The 16,229-nt window shown below is 55.2% G+C and carries 11 protein-coding genes; 7 read left to right on the plus strand and 4 right to left on the minus strand.

Annotation, left to right across the window (positions count from 1 at the left end):
* The first annotated feature begins 263 nt into the window (after positions 1-263).
* Together RUESEDTHA_RS18700 and RUESEDTHA_RS18705 are read left to right on the plus strand one after the other, a co-directional pair.
* Positions 264-509, plus strand: a complete 246-nt coding sequence (locus RUESEDTHA_RS18700) for a hypothetical protein (protein WP_180888193.1) — start codon at positions 264-266, stop codon at positions 507-509.
* 10 nt (positions 510-519) lie between these two features.
* Positions 520-990, plus strand: coding sequence for a hypothetical protein (locus RUESEDTHA_RS18705; protein ID WP_180888194.1), 471 nt, complete (start codon positions 520-522; stop codon positions 988-990).
* 2 nt (positions 991-992) lie between these two features.
* Here RUESEDTHA_RS18705 and RUESEDTHA_RS18710 read toward each other — a convergent pair whose 3' ends face one another.
* From RUESEDTHA_RS18710 to RUESEDTHA_RS18720, 3 genes are read right to left on the minus strand one after another with little or no spacing between them, the layout of a single operon-like run.
* The gene (locus tag RUESEDTHA_RS18710) at positions 993-2,165 is read right to left on the minus strand and encodes an acetate/propionate family kinase (RefSeq protein ID WP_180888195.1); all 1,173 of its coding nucleotides are present in this window, start codon (positions 2,163-2,165) and stop codon (positions 993-995) included.
* Positions 2,158-3,552, minus strand: coding sequence for a bifunctional enoyl-CoA hydratase/phosphate acetyltransferase (locus RUESEDTHA_RS18715; protein WP_180888196.1), 1,395 nt, complete (start codon positions 3,550-3,552; stop codon positions 2,158-2,160). The genes RUESEDTHA_RS18710 and RUESEDTHA_RS18715 overlap by 8 nt, the downstream gene beginning before the upstream one ends.
* A complete protein-coding gene (locus RUESEDTHA_RS18720) occupies positions 3,549-5,975 on the minus strand; it encodes a DUF3141 domain-containing protein (protein WP_180888197.1) in 2,427 nt (808 codons plus the stop codon). Before RUESEDTHA_RS18720 ends, RUESEDTHA_RS18715 begins: the two co-directional genes overlap by 4 nt.
* Positions 5,976-6,436: 461 nt before the next feature.
* On the opposite strand from RUESEDTHA_RS18720, the gene RUESEDTHA_RS18725 reads away from it, so the two are divergent.
* The 4 genes from RUESEDTHA_RS18725 to RUESEDTHA_RS18740 all read left to right on the plus strand — a co-directional run bounded on the left by RUESEDTHA_RS18725 (position 6,437) and on the right by RUESEDTHA_RS18740 (position 10,078).
* A complete protein-coding gene (locus tag RUESEDTHA_RS18725; RefSeq protein WP_180888198.1) occupies positions 6,437-6,763 on the plus strand; it encodes a potassium channel family protein in 327 nt (108 codons plus the stop codon).
* A gap of 171 nt (positions 6,764-6,934) precedes the next feature.
* The gene (locus RUESEDTHA_RS18730) at positions 6,935-8,014 is read left to right on the plus strand and encodes an AI-2E family transporter (protein ID WP_180888199.1); all 1,080 of its coding nucleotides are present in this window, start codon (positions 6,935-6,937) and stop codon (positions 8,012-8,014) included.
* Positions 8,011-9,075 (plus strand): HlyD family secretion protein, encoded by a 1,065-nt coding sequence (locus tag RUESEDTHA_RS18735; protein ID WP_171123361.1) that lies wholly within the window; start codon positions 8,011-8,013, stop codon positions 9,073-9,075. The genes RUESEDTHA_RS18730 and RUESEDTHA_RS18735 overlap by 4 nt, the downstream gene beginning before the upstream one ends.
* On the plus strand, positions 9,065-10,078 hold the full coding sequence (locus tag RUESEDTHA_RS18740; protein ID WP_180888200.1) for a DUF2955 domain-containing protein: 1,014 nt from the start codon (positions 9,065-9,067) through the stop codon (positions 10,076-10,078). The genes RUESEDTHA_RS18735 and RUESEDTHA_RS18740 overlap by 11 nt, the downstream gene beginning before the upstream one ends.
* A gap of 55 nt (positions 10,079-10,133) precedes the next feature.
* Here the strand turns inward: RUESEDTHA_RS18740 and RUESEDTHA_RS18745 are convergent, their stop codons facing one another.
* Positions 10,134-12,185 carry a dockerin type I domain-containing protein gene (locus tag RUESEDTHA_RS18745; RefSeq protein WP_180888201.1) on the minus strand — a complete coding sequence of 684 codons (2,052 nt, stop codon included), beginning with the start codon at positions 12,183-12,185 and terminating at the stop codon, positions 10,134-10,136.
* A gap of 209 nt (positions 12,186-12,394) precedes the next feature.
* Between RUESEDTHA_RS18745 and RUESEDTHA_RS18750 the strand changes: the two genes are divergently transcribed.
* On the plus strand, positions 12,395-16,219 hold the full coding sequence (locus RUESEDTHA_RS18750) for an Ig-like domain-containing protein (protein ID WP_180888202.1): 3,825 nt from the start codon (positions 12,395-12,397) through the stop codon (positions 16,217-16,219).
* Positions 16,220-16,229 lie beyond the last annotated feature (10 nt).

Raw genomic sequence — 16,229 nt, forward strand, 5'->3', positions numbered from 1 at the left:
GCCCCAGCCTGATTACGCCCCACCCCGACCGGGTGATGAAACTGGACTGGTTGGCGGGCCGAGGGCTCAAATGCCGTGGCACTGGTATTCTTCCTTCGATTGCTGACGACGGAACGCCCCTGTCCGACCACGACTGCGTTTGGTGCCGGGCTGGCTGATCCCGCTTTCCCGGCAGCGATCTGTCTTACCGCCCGATAAGCCCCTTTTGCTAAAACAGAAAAACCGACTAACATGCGGTACAACGCGGTAGAGGGACCTGAACGATGGTGACAAAAGCAGAGCTGGAAGCCGAAGTTGCCGAACTTCGCCGCCAACTTGCCCAACAAACCAAGGCCGAGAAGGCGGAACCAAAGGAAGACCATTCCGACAGTCTGATCGACACGATTGAAAACTGGTCAGACCAGATGGACGACGTTCTGACCGAACTTGGGGAGTTGCCGCACAAAAAGCCGATCCTGTTTGCGCTTGGCGTTTTCGCGCTTGGCTATCTGGTTGGCCGTTCCCGGTAGGAGCCCGCACATGAGCCGCATATCCCGCAATCTTTCAATCATCCTGCGTGCCGAAAGGCTGATTGCTCAAAGACAAGTCGCAGTAGCGGCCAAACGCACCGGTTTTTATGGCGCTGCGGGGCTGGCTATTGGCCTAGCGTTTGTAATGCTGAACGTCGCAGGCTTTTTCTGGCTGTCTGCGTCTGTGTCAAACGCGGTCGCAGCACTGATCATGGCCGGCGTCGATCTGGTGGTGGCGCTGTTATTGGCACTGTTCGCCAACTCCATGTCATCACAAACCGACATCTCTGCTGTGGTTGAGCTTCGGGACCTGGCGCTGCAAGACATTGAGACCGAGATCAAGGACAACTTGGCCGAGGCACGCGACGCCGTTACAGGTTTGCGGCGCGACCCGCTTGGGGCCGTGACGCCCGAGATCGTCAGCGCCCTATTGGGCGCTTTGATCAAACTCTCTAAATCTCGAAAAAAGTCTGGCGACTAACCTTATTGCATCAGTTTGACCGCGGCGCGCGCGATTACCATTTCTTCGTTGGTTGGTATCGACAGGATGCGGACACGGCTAAAATCCGTCGACAAGACTGTGCCGCCATCCGCGTTTCGCGCGTGGTCCATTTCGATTCCGATCCAGCGCATTCCATCGCAAACCATCTGCCGGATCGGGGCCGAATTCTCGCCGACGCCACCCGTAAAGATCAGCGCGTCAATACCTTCCAACGCGGCGGACAGCGCGCCCAATTCCCGGCGGATGCGGAACACGTAATAGTCGATAGCCTTGCGGGCATCCGGCGTATCAGCAGCCAAAAGCGTGCGCATATCAGACGAAACACCCGACAGGCCCAGTAGACCGGACTTGCGATAAAGAACTTCGGCGATTTCATCCGCCGACATTCCATCCTGCTGCATCATGTACAGCACCACACCGGGATCCAGTTGACCGCTGCGCGTCCCCATCGGCAAACCATCCAGCGCCGAGAATCCCATCGTCGAGGCAACCGCGCGCCCGCCCGAGACCGCACACATGGATGCACCATTTCCCAGATGCGCAATCACAACGCGGCCATCGTACAGACCCGGTGCGATCTCTTTCAACTTCCCTGAGATATAGTCGTAGCTCAGCCCGTGGAATCCATAGCGCCGGACCCCTTTTTCATAGTAACTTTGCGGTAAGGCAAAAGTATCGTTGACCCAAGGGTGCGTTCGATGGAAGGCGGTATCAAAACACGCCACCTGAATGGTATCCGGGAATGCAGCGCTGGCCGCCCGGATACCAGCCAGAGAATAAGGTTGATGCAAAGGGGCGAAAGGAACAAACCCCGTCAATGTGTCTATGACCGTTTCATCAATAAGAACCGGTTCGGAATAGACCGTGCCACCGTGGACAACCCGATGGCCGATTGCTTTCACATGGATATCCGGAAGATATTCCCGCGCCATTTCCAGAAAAGCGTGGATAGCTTCATCGTGGCTCTGGGTATTCGACAGCGGGCGGTTGATCGACCGACCCCCGGCAGACTGAGCCAACAATCTAGGGGCATCCCCCAAACGCTCGATCTGGCCTCGCCAGCGCATGCTGGGGCGGTTTTCCTCAGTGACTTCGTACAACGCGAATTTCAGTGACGAAGACCCGGCGTTCAGCGCCAATACATGATCAGCCATAGAGCTTACCTTTGTTTGCATAAGCATGCAGCGCTGCAACCGCACAGGACGCCAAACGTGAGGCATCATCATCGGACCGCGAAGTCAAGATGATTGGGGCGCCCGCCCCCACCACGATACCCGCAGCCTCGGCATGAGAAATGAAGGTAAGCTGTTTCGCAACCATGTTGCCTGCCTCGATATTCGGGGCGACCAGAATATCTGCTGATCCGGCGACTTCGGACGTGATACCCTTGGTGCGGGCAGCCTTCAGATCAACCGCGTTGTCCATCGCAAGTGGGCCATCGACCAACCCGCCGGTAATCTGTCCGCGTTCAGCCATTTTTGAAAGCAGCGCTGCATCCACGGATGAAGGCATATGCGGGTTTACGGTTTCAACGGCCGACAAAACACCGACCTTCGGCGTTTCGATCCCGATGGATAGCGCCAGATGAATTGCGTTCTGAACGATGTCGGCTTTGGTTTCGAGGTCTGGCGCGATATTCACCGCCGCGTCTGTCACCATAATAGGTCTTGGCATCCCCGGCACATCCATCACAAAAACATGAGACAAACGCCGACCAGTTCGCAATCCGTTTTCCCGGCGCAAGACGGCATGCAACAGCTCATCCGTATGCAGATATCCCTTCATCAGGGTCTGCGCTTTCCCTTCAACCACCAAGTCCACCGCGCGATGTGCGGCAAGCCCGTGACCCTGAGCCTCGACGATTTCGAGATCGGAGATATCCGCATCTATCTCTGCTGCCGCGGCCTTGATCTTGTCAGGGTCCCCAACAAGGATCGGCGTGATGATGCTGTTGGCATGACCCAGCAGCGCACCACTCAGCGAGTTACCATCCTCGGGCGCAACCACCGCCGTAGGCATAGGGTCCAAAGGTCTTGCCTTTTCAAGCAGCGCGTCGAAATGACGATGGCGCTGAACGACAAGGCCCGGAACTTCGATCGAGTCGAACTCCATGTGCTGGGCCGGGGGCGTGACCTGAACCGTACCGCTCAGGACCAAGGCGTTATCTCCGACGCGGCGCACCTCGGCGGTGCAGATCAGATCGCCATCATCGCGCTTTTCGGCAACCGAAACAAACGCCGTTAATTCGTCACCGGCAAGAACAGGAATGTGGAAGGACAGGTCCGCCCGGCGGGTTTGAGTCCCCGCCCCCGGCAAGACGTTACCCAACACAGCGGCGACCAAACCGGCGGGCCACAAAGCCGGCGCCACCGCCTCGGGTTGCCCATCGCCGTCACCGTCATAGGCCGCCAAGTGCAGGGGATTGTGGTCACCAGAGGCAGAGGCAAACGCATAGAGGTCATCAACCGTGCAAAGACGCGTCAGTTTGGCTTCGTCACCTACATTCAATTGGGCAAATGTTCGGTTCTCATAGATTTTCATTTTGAGCGGGCTTTTCTATCAGCTGGGGATCGCGCAGGCAGCGTCTCAGAGTTGTTCGCAGGCGCCAGTGCCGCTTCATCCTGAGGCTTTGGCAGGTCAAGAATGTCACACAATTCATCAACCATCTCGAACAGTTCAGGAGTGGGCTTTTTTTGCACTTCTCCGGCGATCCGCCGGAGAAGTGCAACCGCCTGCATACGGTCTTTCTTTAGGGGAAGCAAATCAGGCAATGTGTTTATCGCTTCTTGCTTATCAAAGGTCACTATAAGCGACTGTTCATGCAGCAGGCGATGACGTTGATCAACCGTAAGCCCCTTGAATGGTTCATCATGTTTGAAGACTTGGGCCCACCGGTCCAGAATTTCAGCCCGAAAGCTCTGATTGCTGTCGACCAGAAGGATCAGCATACGGACGACAGCTTCGGCCAGTGACCCCTGTTTAATGTGCGCCAGTGCCGCTTCGACCTCGGGCAATGACCTCAGACTTTCCGGATCCACCAATGTTCTGTGCGCGGCGTTCTTCTGACCGAACCACGCTGCCAAAGGCCCGCTCCAAAGGGAAAAGAATGTCAACTCGTACCACGCATCGCGAACGTCGCGGCCATAGTCCATCACTTGCTCTATCCAGTCCGCCGTAATCTTTTCCAGTTCCAGAAATGGATTTTCCGGCGCGGCGGGATTGCGGTGTTCCCGCGCCATGTCCGCCCAATACTTAATACCCAACGTGGCAGGCTGGGCCGAAGACAATGCAGCGCGTTGCACGCGCAGGGGGTGTAAGTCACGAAGCGCCTTTGCCGAAGTGGGCGTCGACAAGGATTGAACGGTCGGACGGCCGAAAGTCTGATAAATATTGGACTGGGTTTCTGACATATGGGCAACGGCGGCAAAGCTCATTTCATCCTGCTGGCCATCATCCAACGCGGCGAGATCAGCCAATGTACGCTCGTGAAAACGAACTTCGAATTCCTTGTCGGCGCCTTCACCCTCGATGTTTTCGATCTGCATCTCGTAAAGACCAGGTGCCATTGACTCGACGGTTTCCAGCGTAGAAGCAAGCTCTCGATGTTCTTTCCGTGCCACTTTTGACGAAACAAAGATGCCCAGATGCCCCACCTCGTCGTGCAGCATATAGACGATGCGCTGACCCCGAACGCGGATTTCCTCCTCGTCGGAATAAGTCTCAGAAATCCAGTTCAGGGCCTGCTGCGGTGGTGTGATGTTGTCGCCCTGACTAGCAAACACAAAGATCGGCCCTTTGATCGCCTTGATATCGACCGGAACACCCGGTTCGAGCTGAGCCGTGTTCTTGACCAAACGGTTGCCGACGAAAAGCTGTTCAACGATCCAATGGATCTCGGCCTCATTCAGGATGAAATATCCGCCCCACCAGCGTTCGAAATCGATAAAGCGCTGCCTCCCTCCTTCAGGGTCTCGGTAGAGATCGAAGTACTTGCCAAAGTAGTTTCGGCTGGGATTTAGCTGCTCAAAGTTCATCACCAGATTGGCACCGTCAAATTGACCTGCCCCCAAGTCCGACCAGAACATCGGCTGCCATGTCCCACCCAGAACCCCGGCATTATAGCGCATTGGGTTTTCCCCAACCGCCCCAGCCCAAGGCGCAACAGGCGCGCCGTTCAGAACCAATGGACCGTTTAAATCAGGATTGCACGCAGCCATCAGCAACGTCGCCCATCCGCCCTGACAGTTTCCGGTAACAACAGGGTGCGGGCTGTCTGGATGGCGCGCGCGCACGGTTCGAACAAACCCTGCCTCGGCATGCATGACATCCGCCAGCGTCTGACCGGGAACAGGATCTCGTCCAAAACTGACGAAATAGACCGGGTGGCCCTTCGCCAGAGCAACACCAACCTGACTGTCATGCTTGAAGCCGCCGATACCGCCGCCATGGCCCGCGCGCGGGTCGATGATGATATATGGGCGCTTGCTATCTTCAACGGTCACACCCTCGGGCGGAAGGATGCGCAACAACTGATAGTTACACGGGCGTTTGAGGTGCCTACCGTCGGTGATTACCTCGTAATCATAGATAAGAACGGGCGGGCAGCCTGCTGCTTCGTGTTCGAGGAAGACATCCCCGCGTTCGCGCAAGGCATCCATGGTCAGGGCGACCCGTTGCCCTACGTCTTTCAGGTATTCCCCCCAATCTTTGACTATTGATCGGGATGAGAAAAGCCGTTGGGAACACTCTGCCATGTTCTGAGCCAACTGGCGGGTTCGGTCCGTGTGGTCCTGCATGATCCTGCTGGACTGCACAGCCATTGATTTTGACAGCAAGTTCCACTGAACTCCGGACTGATCCAACGCGTTAGCTACCGCTCCGACAGTACGTTCATTCACGGCAACCGCGTCCCTGGCCAGATCAGAGCCAAGCTGCAGGGATTTCGAATGAGCATTCGTAGTCATGTGAATATCCTCTTTCAGACAGTGCTGGGTCCACCGACGGTAGAGCATGAACCGGGACATCCGTAGCCAGGTGAAACCCCTCGGCAGATGTAACGACATCTCGCTGGCGCAGACCTTCCTTTTGGGCAAAAGCAACTATTGGACGAGTGTTTCCAACTGCCCCAAATTGTTGACTGGTAATTAGCAATACCAGTAACCAGCGATTTCGCTCCTTCCAAACGGAACATGGCCGCTTCTCTCGTATCTTTCTGCGGTGCAGCATAACCTGTTTTTGTGTTTACCACAAACTTTCCACAGCGATATGAAACTTTGACAAAATCGCGCGCCCTTGTTGGTTGGCCGGGAAAGGATATTAGGCCTAGGCAACAAAGAAACCCGCCAAACCGCAGCAAGCAGGGGCTTTTTGAAATATTCAAAAATCTGATTACTATGCCCGCACAAAATACAAAAACGAGGGCACAATGAACTCACTTACCAGAATAACTCGGGGAATTGGCGTCGCATTCAAAGATGGCAGAGTGAAGGGTATATTGGCCTTCACGGTTGGCATGATCCTATGGGCTTCGGTTTTTTATCACTTCGTCGAAGGCTGGAGCTGGCTCGATTCCATCTACTTTTCGGTCGTGACCATCTCGACCGTTGGATTTGGGGATTTTTCGCCAGAAACAGCAGCCGGAAAAATTTTCACGATGGCGTATATCATCGTCGGCTTAGGTGTCTTCGTTACAGCAGCGACCACAGTGGCAGATACAATTCTCTCACAGGACGACGAAGAAAAAGACGGATAGATCTTCGGCTCTCTCTTCATTGAATTCAACGGAATCTCAACAAGGGCGCCACCCGAGCCCCGATTTATATTTGTTCATCAAGTCGATACAGCACCTCCAAGACCAAAAAAATGTACATATCCAAACTTTTGAGTCTAATATTCAGATAAAAAAATATTTGGGAGGGATGGAATGGAAAAGACTCAAGACGCCAAAATCGTCGATCTGGCAATACGCCTACTGTTCTTAGGACTGTTTCTATATAGCGCGCTGATTATGGTTGCCCCACTTGCAAGCGTGGTGATCTGGGCGGCAATTCTGTGCGTTGCGCTCTATCCTGTTTTCGACTGGCTCCAAGGCAAACTGGGCGGAAGAAAGTCGCTTGCGGCCACAATCTTGGTTCTGTTGGGTCTGCTGTTGACCCTGGGGCCTGTCGCCACCGCCGTTTCAGGGGCAGCTGAACTTGGCTCCGACTTCGCTGAACAAGCAGACCGCGGGGAACTTAAAATTCCACCTGCACCCGAAGGCATCAAGGAATTGCCCTTGATTGGAGATAAACTTGGCGAAGTCTGGACCATGTTTGAGCGAAACCTGGATGGCGCACTTGCCAAATACGGTGCTCAAATCCTTGAAGTCACAAAGTCGCTGTTTGGAAGGGTTCTGGGTATTGGCATTGGCCTTCTGGGGCTTGCACTTTCAGTCATCATCATGGGCGCGCTATTCAAGCCGGGTCCGCAAATGGTTGAGGGGCTTCAACGGTTCGCCAACCGTGTCTTTGCCCCACGTGGTGGTGAGTTTGTCACCCTGGCGGGGGCAACGATCCGAAATGTCACCAAAGGCGTTATCGGCGTCGCCGCGATTCAGGCGATTGTTGTGTGGATACTTTTGGCTGTCTTCGGGATTTCTTCGGCGGCAACTCTGGCCTTCGTAAGCCTTATCCTGTCGATCATTCAGATCGGCCCGGGCCTGGTTCTGCTGCCCGTGATCATTTACGCTTGGAGTTCCATGTCAGGCGGCGCAGCATTGATCTTCACGATTCTCGCCATTCCGGTCAGTATCATGGACAGTTTCCTTCGCCCGGTCTTTATCTCGAAGGGGTTGGAAACCCCGATGTTGGTCATTTTGATCGGCGTTCTGGGTGGCATGATGGCTTATGGCTTGATCGGAATTTTCATGGGGCCCGTCCTGTTTGCAGTTTTCTATGAGCTGTTCAAGGTCTGGATCGACGCGTCGCCAGAAACCTCGGATTCGACCGAAGGTGCGGTGGAATGAGGAAAACGATTTGGACGACGCTTGCGGTTATTCTTCTGTTTCTGGTCTGGTATCTGGTCGCTGATCGCCAAACTCCGTTTACCGGCAATGCCAGGGTCAAGGCCGTTGCAACCCAGATTGTTCCTCAGGTCACCGGGACGGTGACCGAGGTTCTGGTGGAAAACGGTCAGGTCGTTTCAGCCGGGGATGTTCTGGTACGCATTGATCGCCGACCCTATGAAATCGAACGGGCCAAGGCCGAAGCCGATCTGGAAGCCGCCACTCAGGAAGTGGGCGCGTCATCCGCTGAAGTCAGCGCGGCACAGGCAAAATTGGCGCGGGCCCAAAGCGACCTTGATACAATGCGCATTCAGACCGAGCGCGTCTTTGCCTTGGAAAAGAAAGGGCTGATTGCTGTTTCACGCGCCGACGATGCGCGCGGCCAATTGGCCGAGTCCGAGGCCAATCTGGAGAATGCCAAGGCCGATCTGGAAAAAGCCAAGCAACGTCTTGGGGATGAGGGGCTGGAGAACCCAAAAATTCAACGCGCTCTCGCGGCGCTGGCTGATGCAGAGTTGAATCTGGAATGGACGGAATTGCGTGCGCCTGCGACGGGCGTGATTTCGAACTTGCTTATTGCCCCTGGGACATATGCCCGCTCGGGTCAGGACCTTCTGACGTTCCTAGACGCAACAGATGTCTGGATCGAAGCCTATTTCACTGAAAACAACCTTGGCCGCGCCGTTGTCGGTTCTCCTGTCGAGGTTGTTCTGGATATGCACCCCGGTCAAATCGTGTCAGGCAAGGTCGAAAGCTTTAGCGCGGCTGTTTCCCTAAGCGGCGCTGATGAACCCGGCCAGCTTGCAAGCCCACCCAGTACCAAGGGATTCCTGCGCGAACCCGAACGGTTCCCGGTTAGGATCGTATTGCCGGGCTATGAGGCCGGAAACGCCGAAGATGACCTACGGTTTCAGTTAAATGGGCAAGCAGATGTTATCATGTACCTGAGCGACAATGCGCCTCTGAACTTGGTGGGTCGTACCTATATCCGCTTGGTTTCGATCCTGTCTTATGCGTATTGAAGACAAACACGCAGTACTCCGTCTGGCACTTGGGGTAACGGGCGTTTTCGCCCTAGGTTTGTTTCTTGGATGGCCGCTGGCAGTTGTCGGCGCGGTGTTCACAGCTCTGTTCCTGCAAGCACCCGCAGCTTTGCCATTGGCCGCATTTGGGAAGCTCTTCGTGTTTTCCATTGGACTGATGTTCATCTCGTTTTTGTTGTCGTCAGTCTTTGCGCCTTATCCGGTTGTTTTCTTGGTCTTAATGGCCATCGGAATCATACTGTCCTTTACGTGGTCTGTTTCCGGGGCCGGGGTATTACCGGGTGTCATCGCGCTTATGGGTGCTTTGATGATCCCAAATCTTGTTCTTCAATCGCAGGATCTGGCGCTTGTATTGGTGTTTTGGATTCCCATGAACTTGTTCTTTGCGGGTTTCGTATCCACCCTGATGTTCGTGCTTATCCCGGCCGCCCCACCCGCCGAAGCGCAGAAGAAAGCTGTTGCTGATCAGGATTTTGATCCAAACCGGCGCATTTTCAGAATGTCCATGGTGACAGTGCCGTTTGCGATTGCTTTCTTCCTGTACGGAGCGTCGGCGCTGCTTGTTCTTTTCTTTGTCGCGCTTCTCAGCCAACAGCTAGCAGCGATGCCTGCGGCCGGGAAAACCGTTGCCAAGGCGATGCTGACCGCGAACCTGCTGGGCGCGGCAGTTTCCATCATTTGCTATGAGATCAACGTTATTGCGCCCGTCATTCTGACACCTGTACTGCTGTGCTTTTTCTTTTGCATTGTTCTCGGGGCTCTTGGAAAATCGCAAACTCCGCTGGCTGCGGCAGCAGGATCGGCGATCACAACTGCCTTGATCGTCTACGGTGGATCAGTCGCCCCATTTTCGGATGAAGCGGATGTCAAAAGCATCACGCGCGTGCTGCAGGTCGCAAGTGCCGCATTCTTTGTTATCACAGCGTATGTGGTCGTAGATGAATTCTGGCCCGAACGAAAACAGCGCAACGCGCTTGGTTAGAACGGCTGGACGATTTCGGGGCAGCATTTTTGACTTGCCTTAGCGTCACGACTGTTCAAACAGGTTCCAGATTACCAAGCAGGATAGATGTCATATCTGTCGCGAAACCGCCGCCATCAATCGTGACACCGACACCAGTCTCGTAGTCTACATTCGATCTGGTAATGCCCGAAAGGTCCGCATCATCATCCAGAAACACCCATTGAGGCAAGTGCTTGGACGTTTGACCAACGGCTGTTTGCAAGATGGCAAGGGCATCTAGCGCATTGACTGTTCCATCCCGTGTTATGTCGGCAGCAATGATGTTTTCCGGTGCTGGCGCTCCCCATGTCGGGTTCAACCCGACCGACATTCGCAAGACCTGCAATGCGTCCAACGCATTAATATCTGAGCTCGCCGTGGAATAGGTCTTTATAATATCCAGTTCGCCCGAGAACACTCCAGGCGGCAAACCCAAATCAAACCGTCCATCCTCATCCGTGCGCACACTGACCGTGCCGCCACCATCCAAAGAAAATCTGATTTCAGCCTGCGCCAATGCGGGGTTTTCGGTTTCGGAATTTATGGTTACGGGCCCCAGAACACCGTCCGAGCTTCCGGGGTCTAAACCGCCGAAATCTCCGAAATCGACTGGTATGTGGTCAGGCCCGTCAAAGCCCGCACCAAAGACTTGATCCGCTGTCAATCCGCCCCCCGACGCAGAGATCAACTCGACTTTTTCGTTAAGGTACCCGATCCTTGCGCCCTGATGCGTAGCGGTAAACGTCAGTTGCCCCGGAGTTCGAAGAAGTGGGAAATCGTACATATCAAGACGATCAAGACCGGCTTGAAAATCGGTAATTGTCGTAGGATCGCTTCCGAATTGCATGACAAAGATATCCGCGCCTGACCCGCCGGTCATGGTCGTCGATCCGGTGCCCGCTATCAGAATGTCGTCTCCCGCGCCCCCCAACAATTCTGTGTCCAGAATGCCGCCGCTCAGCTTGTCCGCCCCGGCTGTGCCATGGACGGTTCCGAACCCTTTGCGCACTACACCCAAATCCGGAAGGGCAACGGACAGTTGTGTTAACCCAGCATCCTGTTGCGAAGAGACAAGCACCTGCAACTCATCCCCAACATGCGCAACACTCAGCGCTTCGACATTTTGCAGACCGCTTTCCACCGTATCCGCAAAGCTGTCCAGATAGACCAACTGCCCGTTCGGAATCAGGGTAAATAACGAGACCCCGTCATCCCCACCCCCTGCCACGACAAATACGTGCCCATCCACATTGACAACGGAAAGGTCCTGAACAGATTCGAACCGCGTGTGCCGGGAGTCCAAGACATGGTCTGTAGGGTCTAGGCGTCCGTCGCTGGTCAGCTTCATTACACTCAGCGAGTTGCTCTCCGACCCCGCTACGATCACCCAGGACTGGTTATAGGCTTGAACAACGTCGATCTTGGTCGGTACCGCAATTCCCAGTGTCGCCAAGACCTCGCTATTATCGACTGCACTGAGGCCACCGGTCGCGTCATCCACACTAAATGTCGTAAAGGAACTTGAGATTGAATCGGACGCGACGACAACGTGGTTTGCCCCAATCGTGACCGTCTGCATCGAATCTACGGCGGCTGAAACCATTTGAACAAGTTGCAAATCCCCTTGTGCATCAACTGAGTACGTCGCGATTTGCCCAATGTCATTCTGTGCCAGAACCAAAACGTCGCCAAGAGACGTCGACACCTGCGCGACTGCAGACAGGTTGCCACCGCCAACAAGGCCACTGCTCTCATGTAACTGCCCCAGCGTTCCATCCGGGTTCATCGCATAACCAACAAGACCGGATGCGTATCTGACGCTCAGGATCAATTGATCCTCTCCGGCCAAGGAAACAGGGAACCCCATACGCCCCGCGGTCGTAGCCAACGCTCCGCTAAAATAAACAGTATCTGTCAGCTGCGGAATAAGGCCGTCCGACAGCTTCCAGACAGCGACACCGCCGCCGGGACCGGTAACGCTGTACAGGTACGTGTCACCGTTAAATGTTTTTAAAGCCGTATCGCCGATACCTGAATCGAGCGCTGCGCTCCCCGTTGCAACCACTCTTTCGAACTGAAGCATCATACCAAATCACCCTGTGCCACTGCTGGCCCCAACACCAGGATGATCTGATGCCCCGCCCGAAACCAAAGCGGGATTGTGGTGAAAACGAGGAGTTCGGCTTCAGTTTAACTCAATTTTTCTGGTCCGACCGCACGAGTCACTGGAGGGACACTCAGATGAACAAGAGCTGGCACCTTCAAGCGGACGCGGACACCACTTGTGAGGGTAAGATGACCAAAGAATCTGACGTCAAAATCCAGTCAAGCAACACGAACACCGGGCACAAGCGCAAGTCCTATGTCCGAAAGTGGATGGACAGGAAAATGCGCCGTGTCGCCGAAGGGGGCCTCCTCGGCGGTCTGGGATCCACGCTGTTGGCTTTGCCCGCTTTGGCGCAAGCTACCATCGAAGATCTTTACGCTTTTCAGTTCGCCGAAACCATCCCGGGCGTTCGATCGGTAAAACCGCTCGGAAACGGTGATGTCCTACTGAAGATGGCAGATGGCCGCAAAATCATTGTCGCATCCGAGAATGTGCAGGTTTTGGACAGCGGTGCGATCATGATCGCGGAAAATGCGGTGGCTGAAATCGCTCAATTCAGTTTGATAGCCGAAACAGGCGGTGCCGCAGCCTCTGGCGGGATTGGTGGTATTGGCGCGGCTGCCCTTGGTGGCTTGGGGTTAGCAGGCGCTGCGGCCGCTGCAGGCGGCGGCGGTGGCGGCGACGGAGATGACACTCCCCCACCCGCCCCGACCTATCGACATTTGAATCTGGCAGGCGCGCAATCCAATGCTCTGAATTCAGCGACGTTGAACCTCAGCGCACCGGAAGGGGCAGAAACCGTGGAGGTTTCGATTGGGTCGTCAACCACTGTCGCGGTACTGAACGACGACGGCACTTGGAGCGCGTCCTTTACCCCGGTTCAGGCCTCTGCTCTGCCCCAAGGTGTAAATGATGTAGTAATCCGAAATCTGGATAGCGAAGGCGAAGAACTGGCTGTCGAAACAGTTATCTTCGACGTCGATACGGTTCCTCCCACATTGTCGATTTCCGGCTATTCCGACGGTACAGTGCTGAACGCAAGAGAACAAACAACCGATCTGGTTGTCACCGGAACCACCAATGCCGAGAACGGACAAACTGTAATAGTCACGATCAACGGGCAGTCCTATACCGGGTCGGTACAAGGAGGGCAGTGGAGCGTCGCGGTCCCCTCAGATGATCTCACAGCTTTGCCTGATGGGGCCACTATTGCGGTGACCGCCAATGTCACTGACGAGGCGGGAAACCCAGCGGCCCAAGCCTCATCCAGCTTCGGTACAGACTTCACGGCCCCCTCAATTACATTGAATCCGATTTCAGGCGGTTCTATCGAGCTGATCGATCTGAACAACGACCTGACCCTTGGTGGCACGACTACCGCAGCCGACGGTCAAGTTGTCACGATAAATTTTGACGGCCGCACATACACCACGACCGCGTCTGGCGGGCAGTGGAGCGCGACTGTTCCATCCCAAGACCTAAGCGGCCTTACAACCGGAACACCGGTGGCCGTCAGTGCAGTAGTTTCGGATCCGGCAGGCAATGTCTCAGTTCCGACCAACGCGCTGGTCCCGGTCGATCTGACAGGCCCTTCATTGACGATCGCACCTCTTTCGACCGGGGCAACGTTAAACGCGATCGAGGGTGGAACGGACTTGGTCATCACCGGAACGACGGACAGGGTTGAAGATGGTCAAATCGTATCGGTTGAACTTGACGGTCAAACCTACACGACTGCCGTTTCAGGCAGCAGTTGGAGCGTTACCATTCCCACGGCGGACCTGCTGACCCTGGCGGATGGAGGATCCTTCACCCTAACAGCCGATGTGTCGGACACAGATGGTCTGTCTGCATCGCAAGCCAGCGTGCCATTGGGCAAGGACGTGACAGCGCCAACGCTCAGCATAGACAGTTTTTCCTCTGGTGCCGTCATGAACGCCGTCGAACAAGGCACTGATCTGTCGATCACCGGCTCGACCAACGCTGAAGACGGTCAAACAATATCCGTCGTTGCCAATGGGCAAACCTACACCGCAACCACGGTTGGAGGCAGTTGGACCGCAACTGTTCCCGCCGCTGACCTCTCGTCGCTTTCCGACGGTGCAACGATTGCGGTTTCAGCCGATGTAACCGATGCGGCAGGCAACCCCGCCGTTCAGGCCACCAGCAGCTTCCAAACGGACTTCACTGCCCCAGCGATAACCATTACCGGGCTGTCTGACGGCGCGGTTATGACCGCAAGCGAACAGACCACAGACCTGACAGTCGCAGGCACCTCAGATGCCCAAGATGGTGCGACGGTAACAGTTGCGATTACCAGACCGGACAACACCGTCGATGCCACCGGCACAACGACGGTCAGCGGCGGAACGTGGACCTATATTGCCAGCGCAACCGACTTAGCCGGGCTACAAGACGGGCTAACTTACAGCGTAACCGCAACCATCGCGGACGATGTCGGGAACGAATCCACAGATGCGACAAGCTTTGCAACGGATTTTACGGCACCGACAATCACTCTGAATGCGCTGCCCGGTGGTCCGGTGTTGGACATCAGCGAAAGAAATAGCGATCTTACGGTATCCGGGGCCACAAACGCGGAAGATGGGCAATCCGTCTCAGTCACCCTGGACGGGCAGACCTATAATGGCACTGTCTCGGGCGGGAACTGGTCGGCAACAATTCCGACCGCTGATCTGATCGCACTGTCTGATGGTACCGGGTTTTTCATCTCGGCCACGGTCTCGGATGCAGCAGGAAACACATCGCTGCCAACGTCATTGCCACTCACCACAGATTTCCGACCGATATTGAATCTGAATACCATTGGCTCAAACAAGGCGATTGATCTGAGTGATGCGACGGCGTCCGGTGTTGTTGTATCGGGCACGTCTATCGGGTTGAGTGTTGGCCAATCTGTGGACGTCACACTCAATACGCTGTCTGTGGGTACTGCAGTCGTCGCCACTGACGGAACCTGGTCCTTGGCTGTTTCGGCTTCAGACTTTTCAGGGGTTGAAGCTGGCGATACGCTAAACTTTCAGGCGCAAGCCAATGTTTCAGGCGGAACCGACCCACTGCCTGCATCGGACCAAGTTAAGGCACACGATCCTGCTGCCTATACGATTGTCGAAGCTGGCCGCAGCGGTTCGGTTGTCACCTTCGAAATCTATGCCGATCCGGACCGCGACATTTCAAGCGGTCTGGCCATCACCGCCGATCTCGGCTTCGATCCGTCAGTGGTAACCTTTGATCTGGGCTCAGATAACGAGAACAGCGATTTCGATTTGTTCCTCGCAAATCCGAATGGCCCGGCCGAGGTCAGCTTTGGAGGCGCGGCGACTGTCTTCACCGATCTGACTCAGCCCTTGGTTACCTTCACGATGACGGTGCAAGACCCGGGCAGGCCAATTCAGTTGTCACTCACCACACCGGACGGCGGCCCCACTGATTTTCTTCTGGGTACGGGTGGAAATGACACGTTGGTTTCGACCGATGTGGACAATGTAGTCCGAGGCCAGAGCGGTGACGATACAATTGACGTGTCAAGCTCGGGCCGGGATGTAATCGTGTTTGAGGCCGATCCGTCAGACAATGGAACTGACATCGTCACCGGTTTCACTCTTGGCCCGGCGGCCGATGTGTCGGATGCCTTGATGTTCAGCGGATTAAATACCGAAACTTTGCGCGGCAACGGAACCGGAATGGAGACCCTGAACATCGGGGAGGCCATTGGTCTACACACAGGTTTTGTAGGTTTGGCGACACAGCTTTCCGATCTTTCTAAAGGAACGATCGAGACAGCAGCAGAAAGCTTGACCGGCGTGCAGGCCGGTGACGAAATCTATGTCCTTGCCACAGACGGAGAGGATAGCACCCTCGTCAAGGTTGATTATACGGCACCCGGCTCAGCGTCTGTCGAAACCATCGCCGAATTCTCCGGCTTTAGTGACCTGAGCAGTCTGAGTTCCGAAAATATCCTTCATACGGATCCGACCGGAGCTTCGGCGTAAATGCAACGCA

It is taken from the genome of Ruegeria sp. THAF57 (genome assembly GCF_903914075.1).
Taxonomy (GTDB): domain Bacteria; phylum Pseudomonadota; class Alphaproteobacteria; order Rhodobacterales; family Rhodobacteraceae; genus Ruegeria.

Excerpts from the sequence above, each read along its gene's own strand:
- RUESEDTHA_RS18700 (WP_180888193.1), top strand. The coding sequence starts at position 264 with ATGGTGACAAAAGCAGAGCTGGAAGCCGAAGTTGCCGAACTTCGCCGC.
- RUESEDTHA_RS18705 (WP_180888194.1), top strand. The coding sequence starts at position 520 with ATGAGCCGCATATCCCGCAATCTTTCAATCATCCTGCGTGCCGAAAGG.
- RUESEDTHA_RS18710 (WP_180888195.1), bottom strand. The coding sequence starts at position 2,165 with ATGGCTGATCATGTATTGGCGCTGAACGCCGGGTCTTCGTCACTGAAA.
- RUESEDTHA_RS18715 (WP_180888196.1), bottom strand. The coding sequence starts at position 3,552 with ATGAAAATCTATGAGAACCGAACATTTGCCCAATTGAATGTAGGTGAC.
- RUESEDTHA_RS18720 (WP_180888197.1), bottom strand. The coding sequence starts at position 5,975 with ATGACTACGAATGCTCATTCGAAATCCCTGCAGCTTGGCTCTGATCTG.
- RUESEDTHA_RS18725 (WP_180888198.1), top strand. The coding sequence starts at position 6,437 with ATGAACTCACTTACCAGAATAACTCGGGGAATTGGCGTCGCATTCAAA.
- RUESEDTHA_RS18730 (WP_180888199.1), top strand. The coding sequence starts at position 6,935 with ATGGAAAAGACTCAAGACGCCAAAATCGTCGATCTGGCAATACGCCTA.
- RUESEDTHA_RS18735 (WP_171123361.1), top strand. The coding sequence starts at position 8,011 with ATGAGGAAAACGATTTGGACGACGCTTGCGGTTATTCTTCTGTTTCTG.
- RUESEDTHA_RS18740 (WP_180888200.1), top strand. The coding sequence starts at position 9,065 with ATGCGTATTGAAGACAAACACGCAGTACTCCGTCTGGCACTTGGGGTA.
- RUESEDTHA_RS18745 (WP_180888201.1), bottom strand. The coding sequence starts at position 12,185 with ATGATGCTTCAGTTCGAAAGAGTGGTTGCAACGGGGAGCGCAGCGCTC.
- RUESEDTHA_RS18750 (WP_180888202.1), top strand. The coding sequence starts at position 12,395 with ATGACCAAAGAATCTGACGTCAAAATCCAGTCAAGCAACACGAACACC.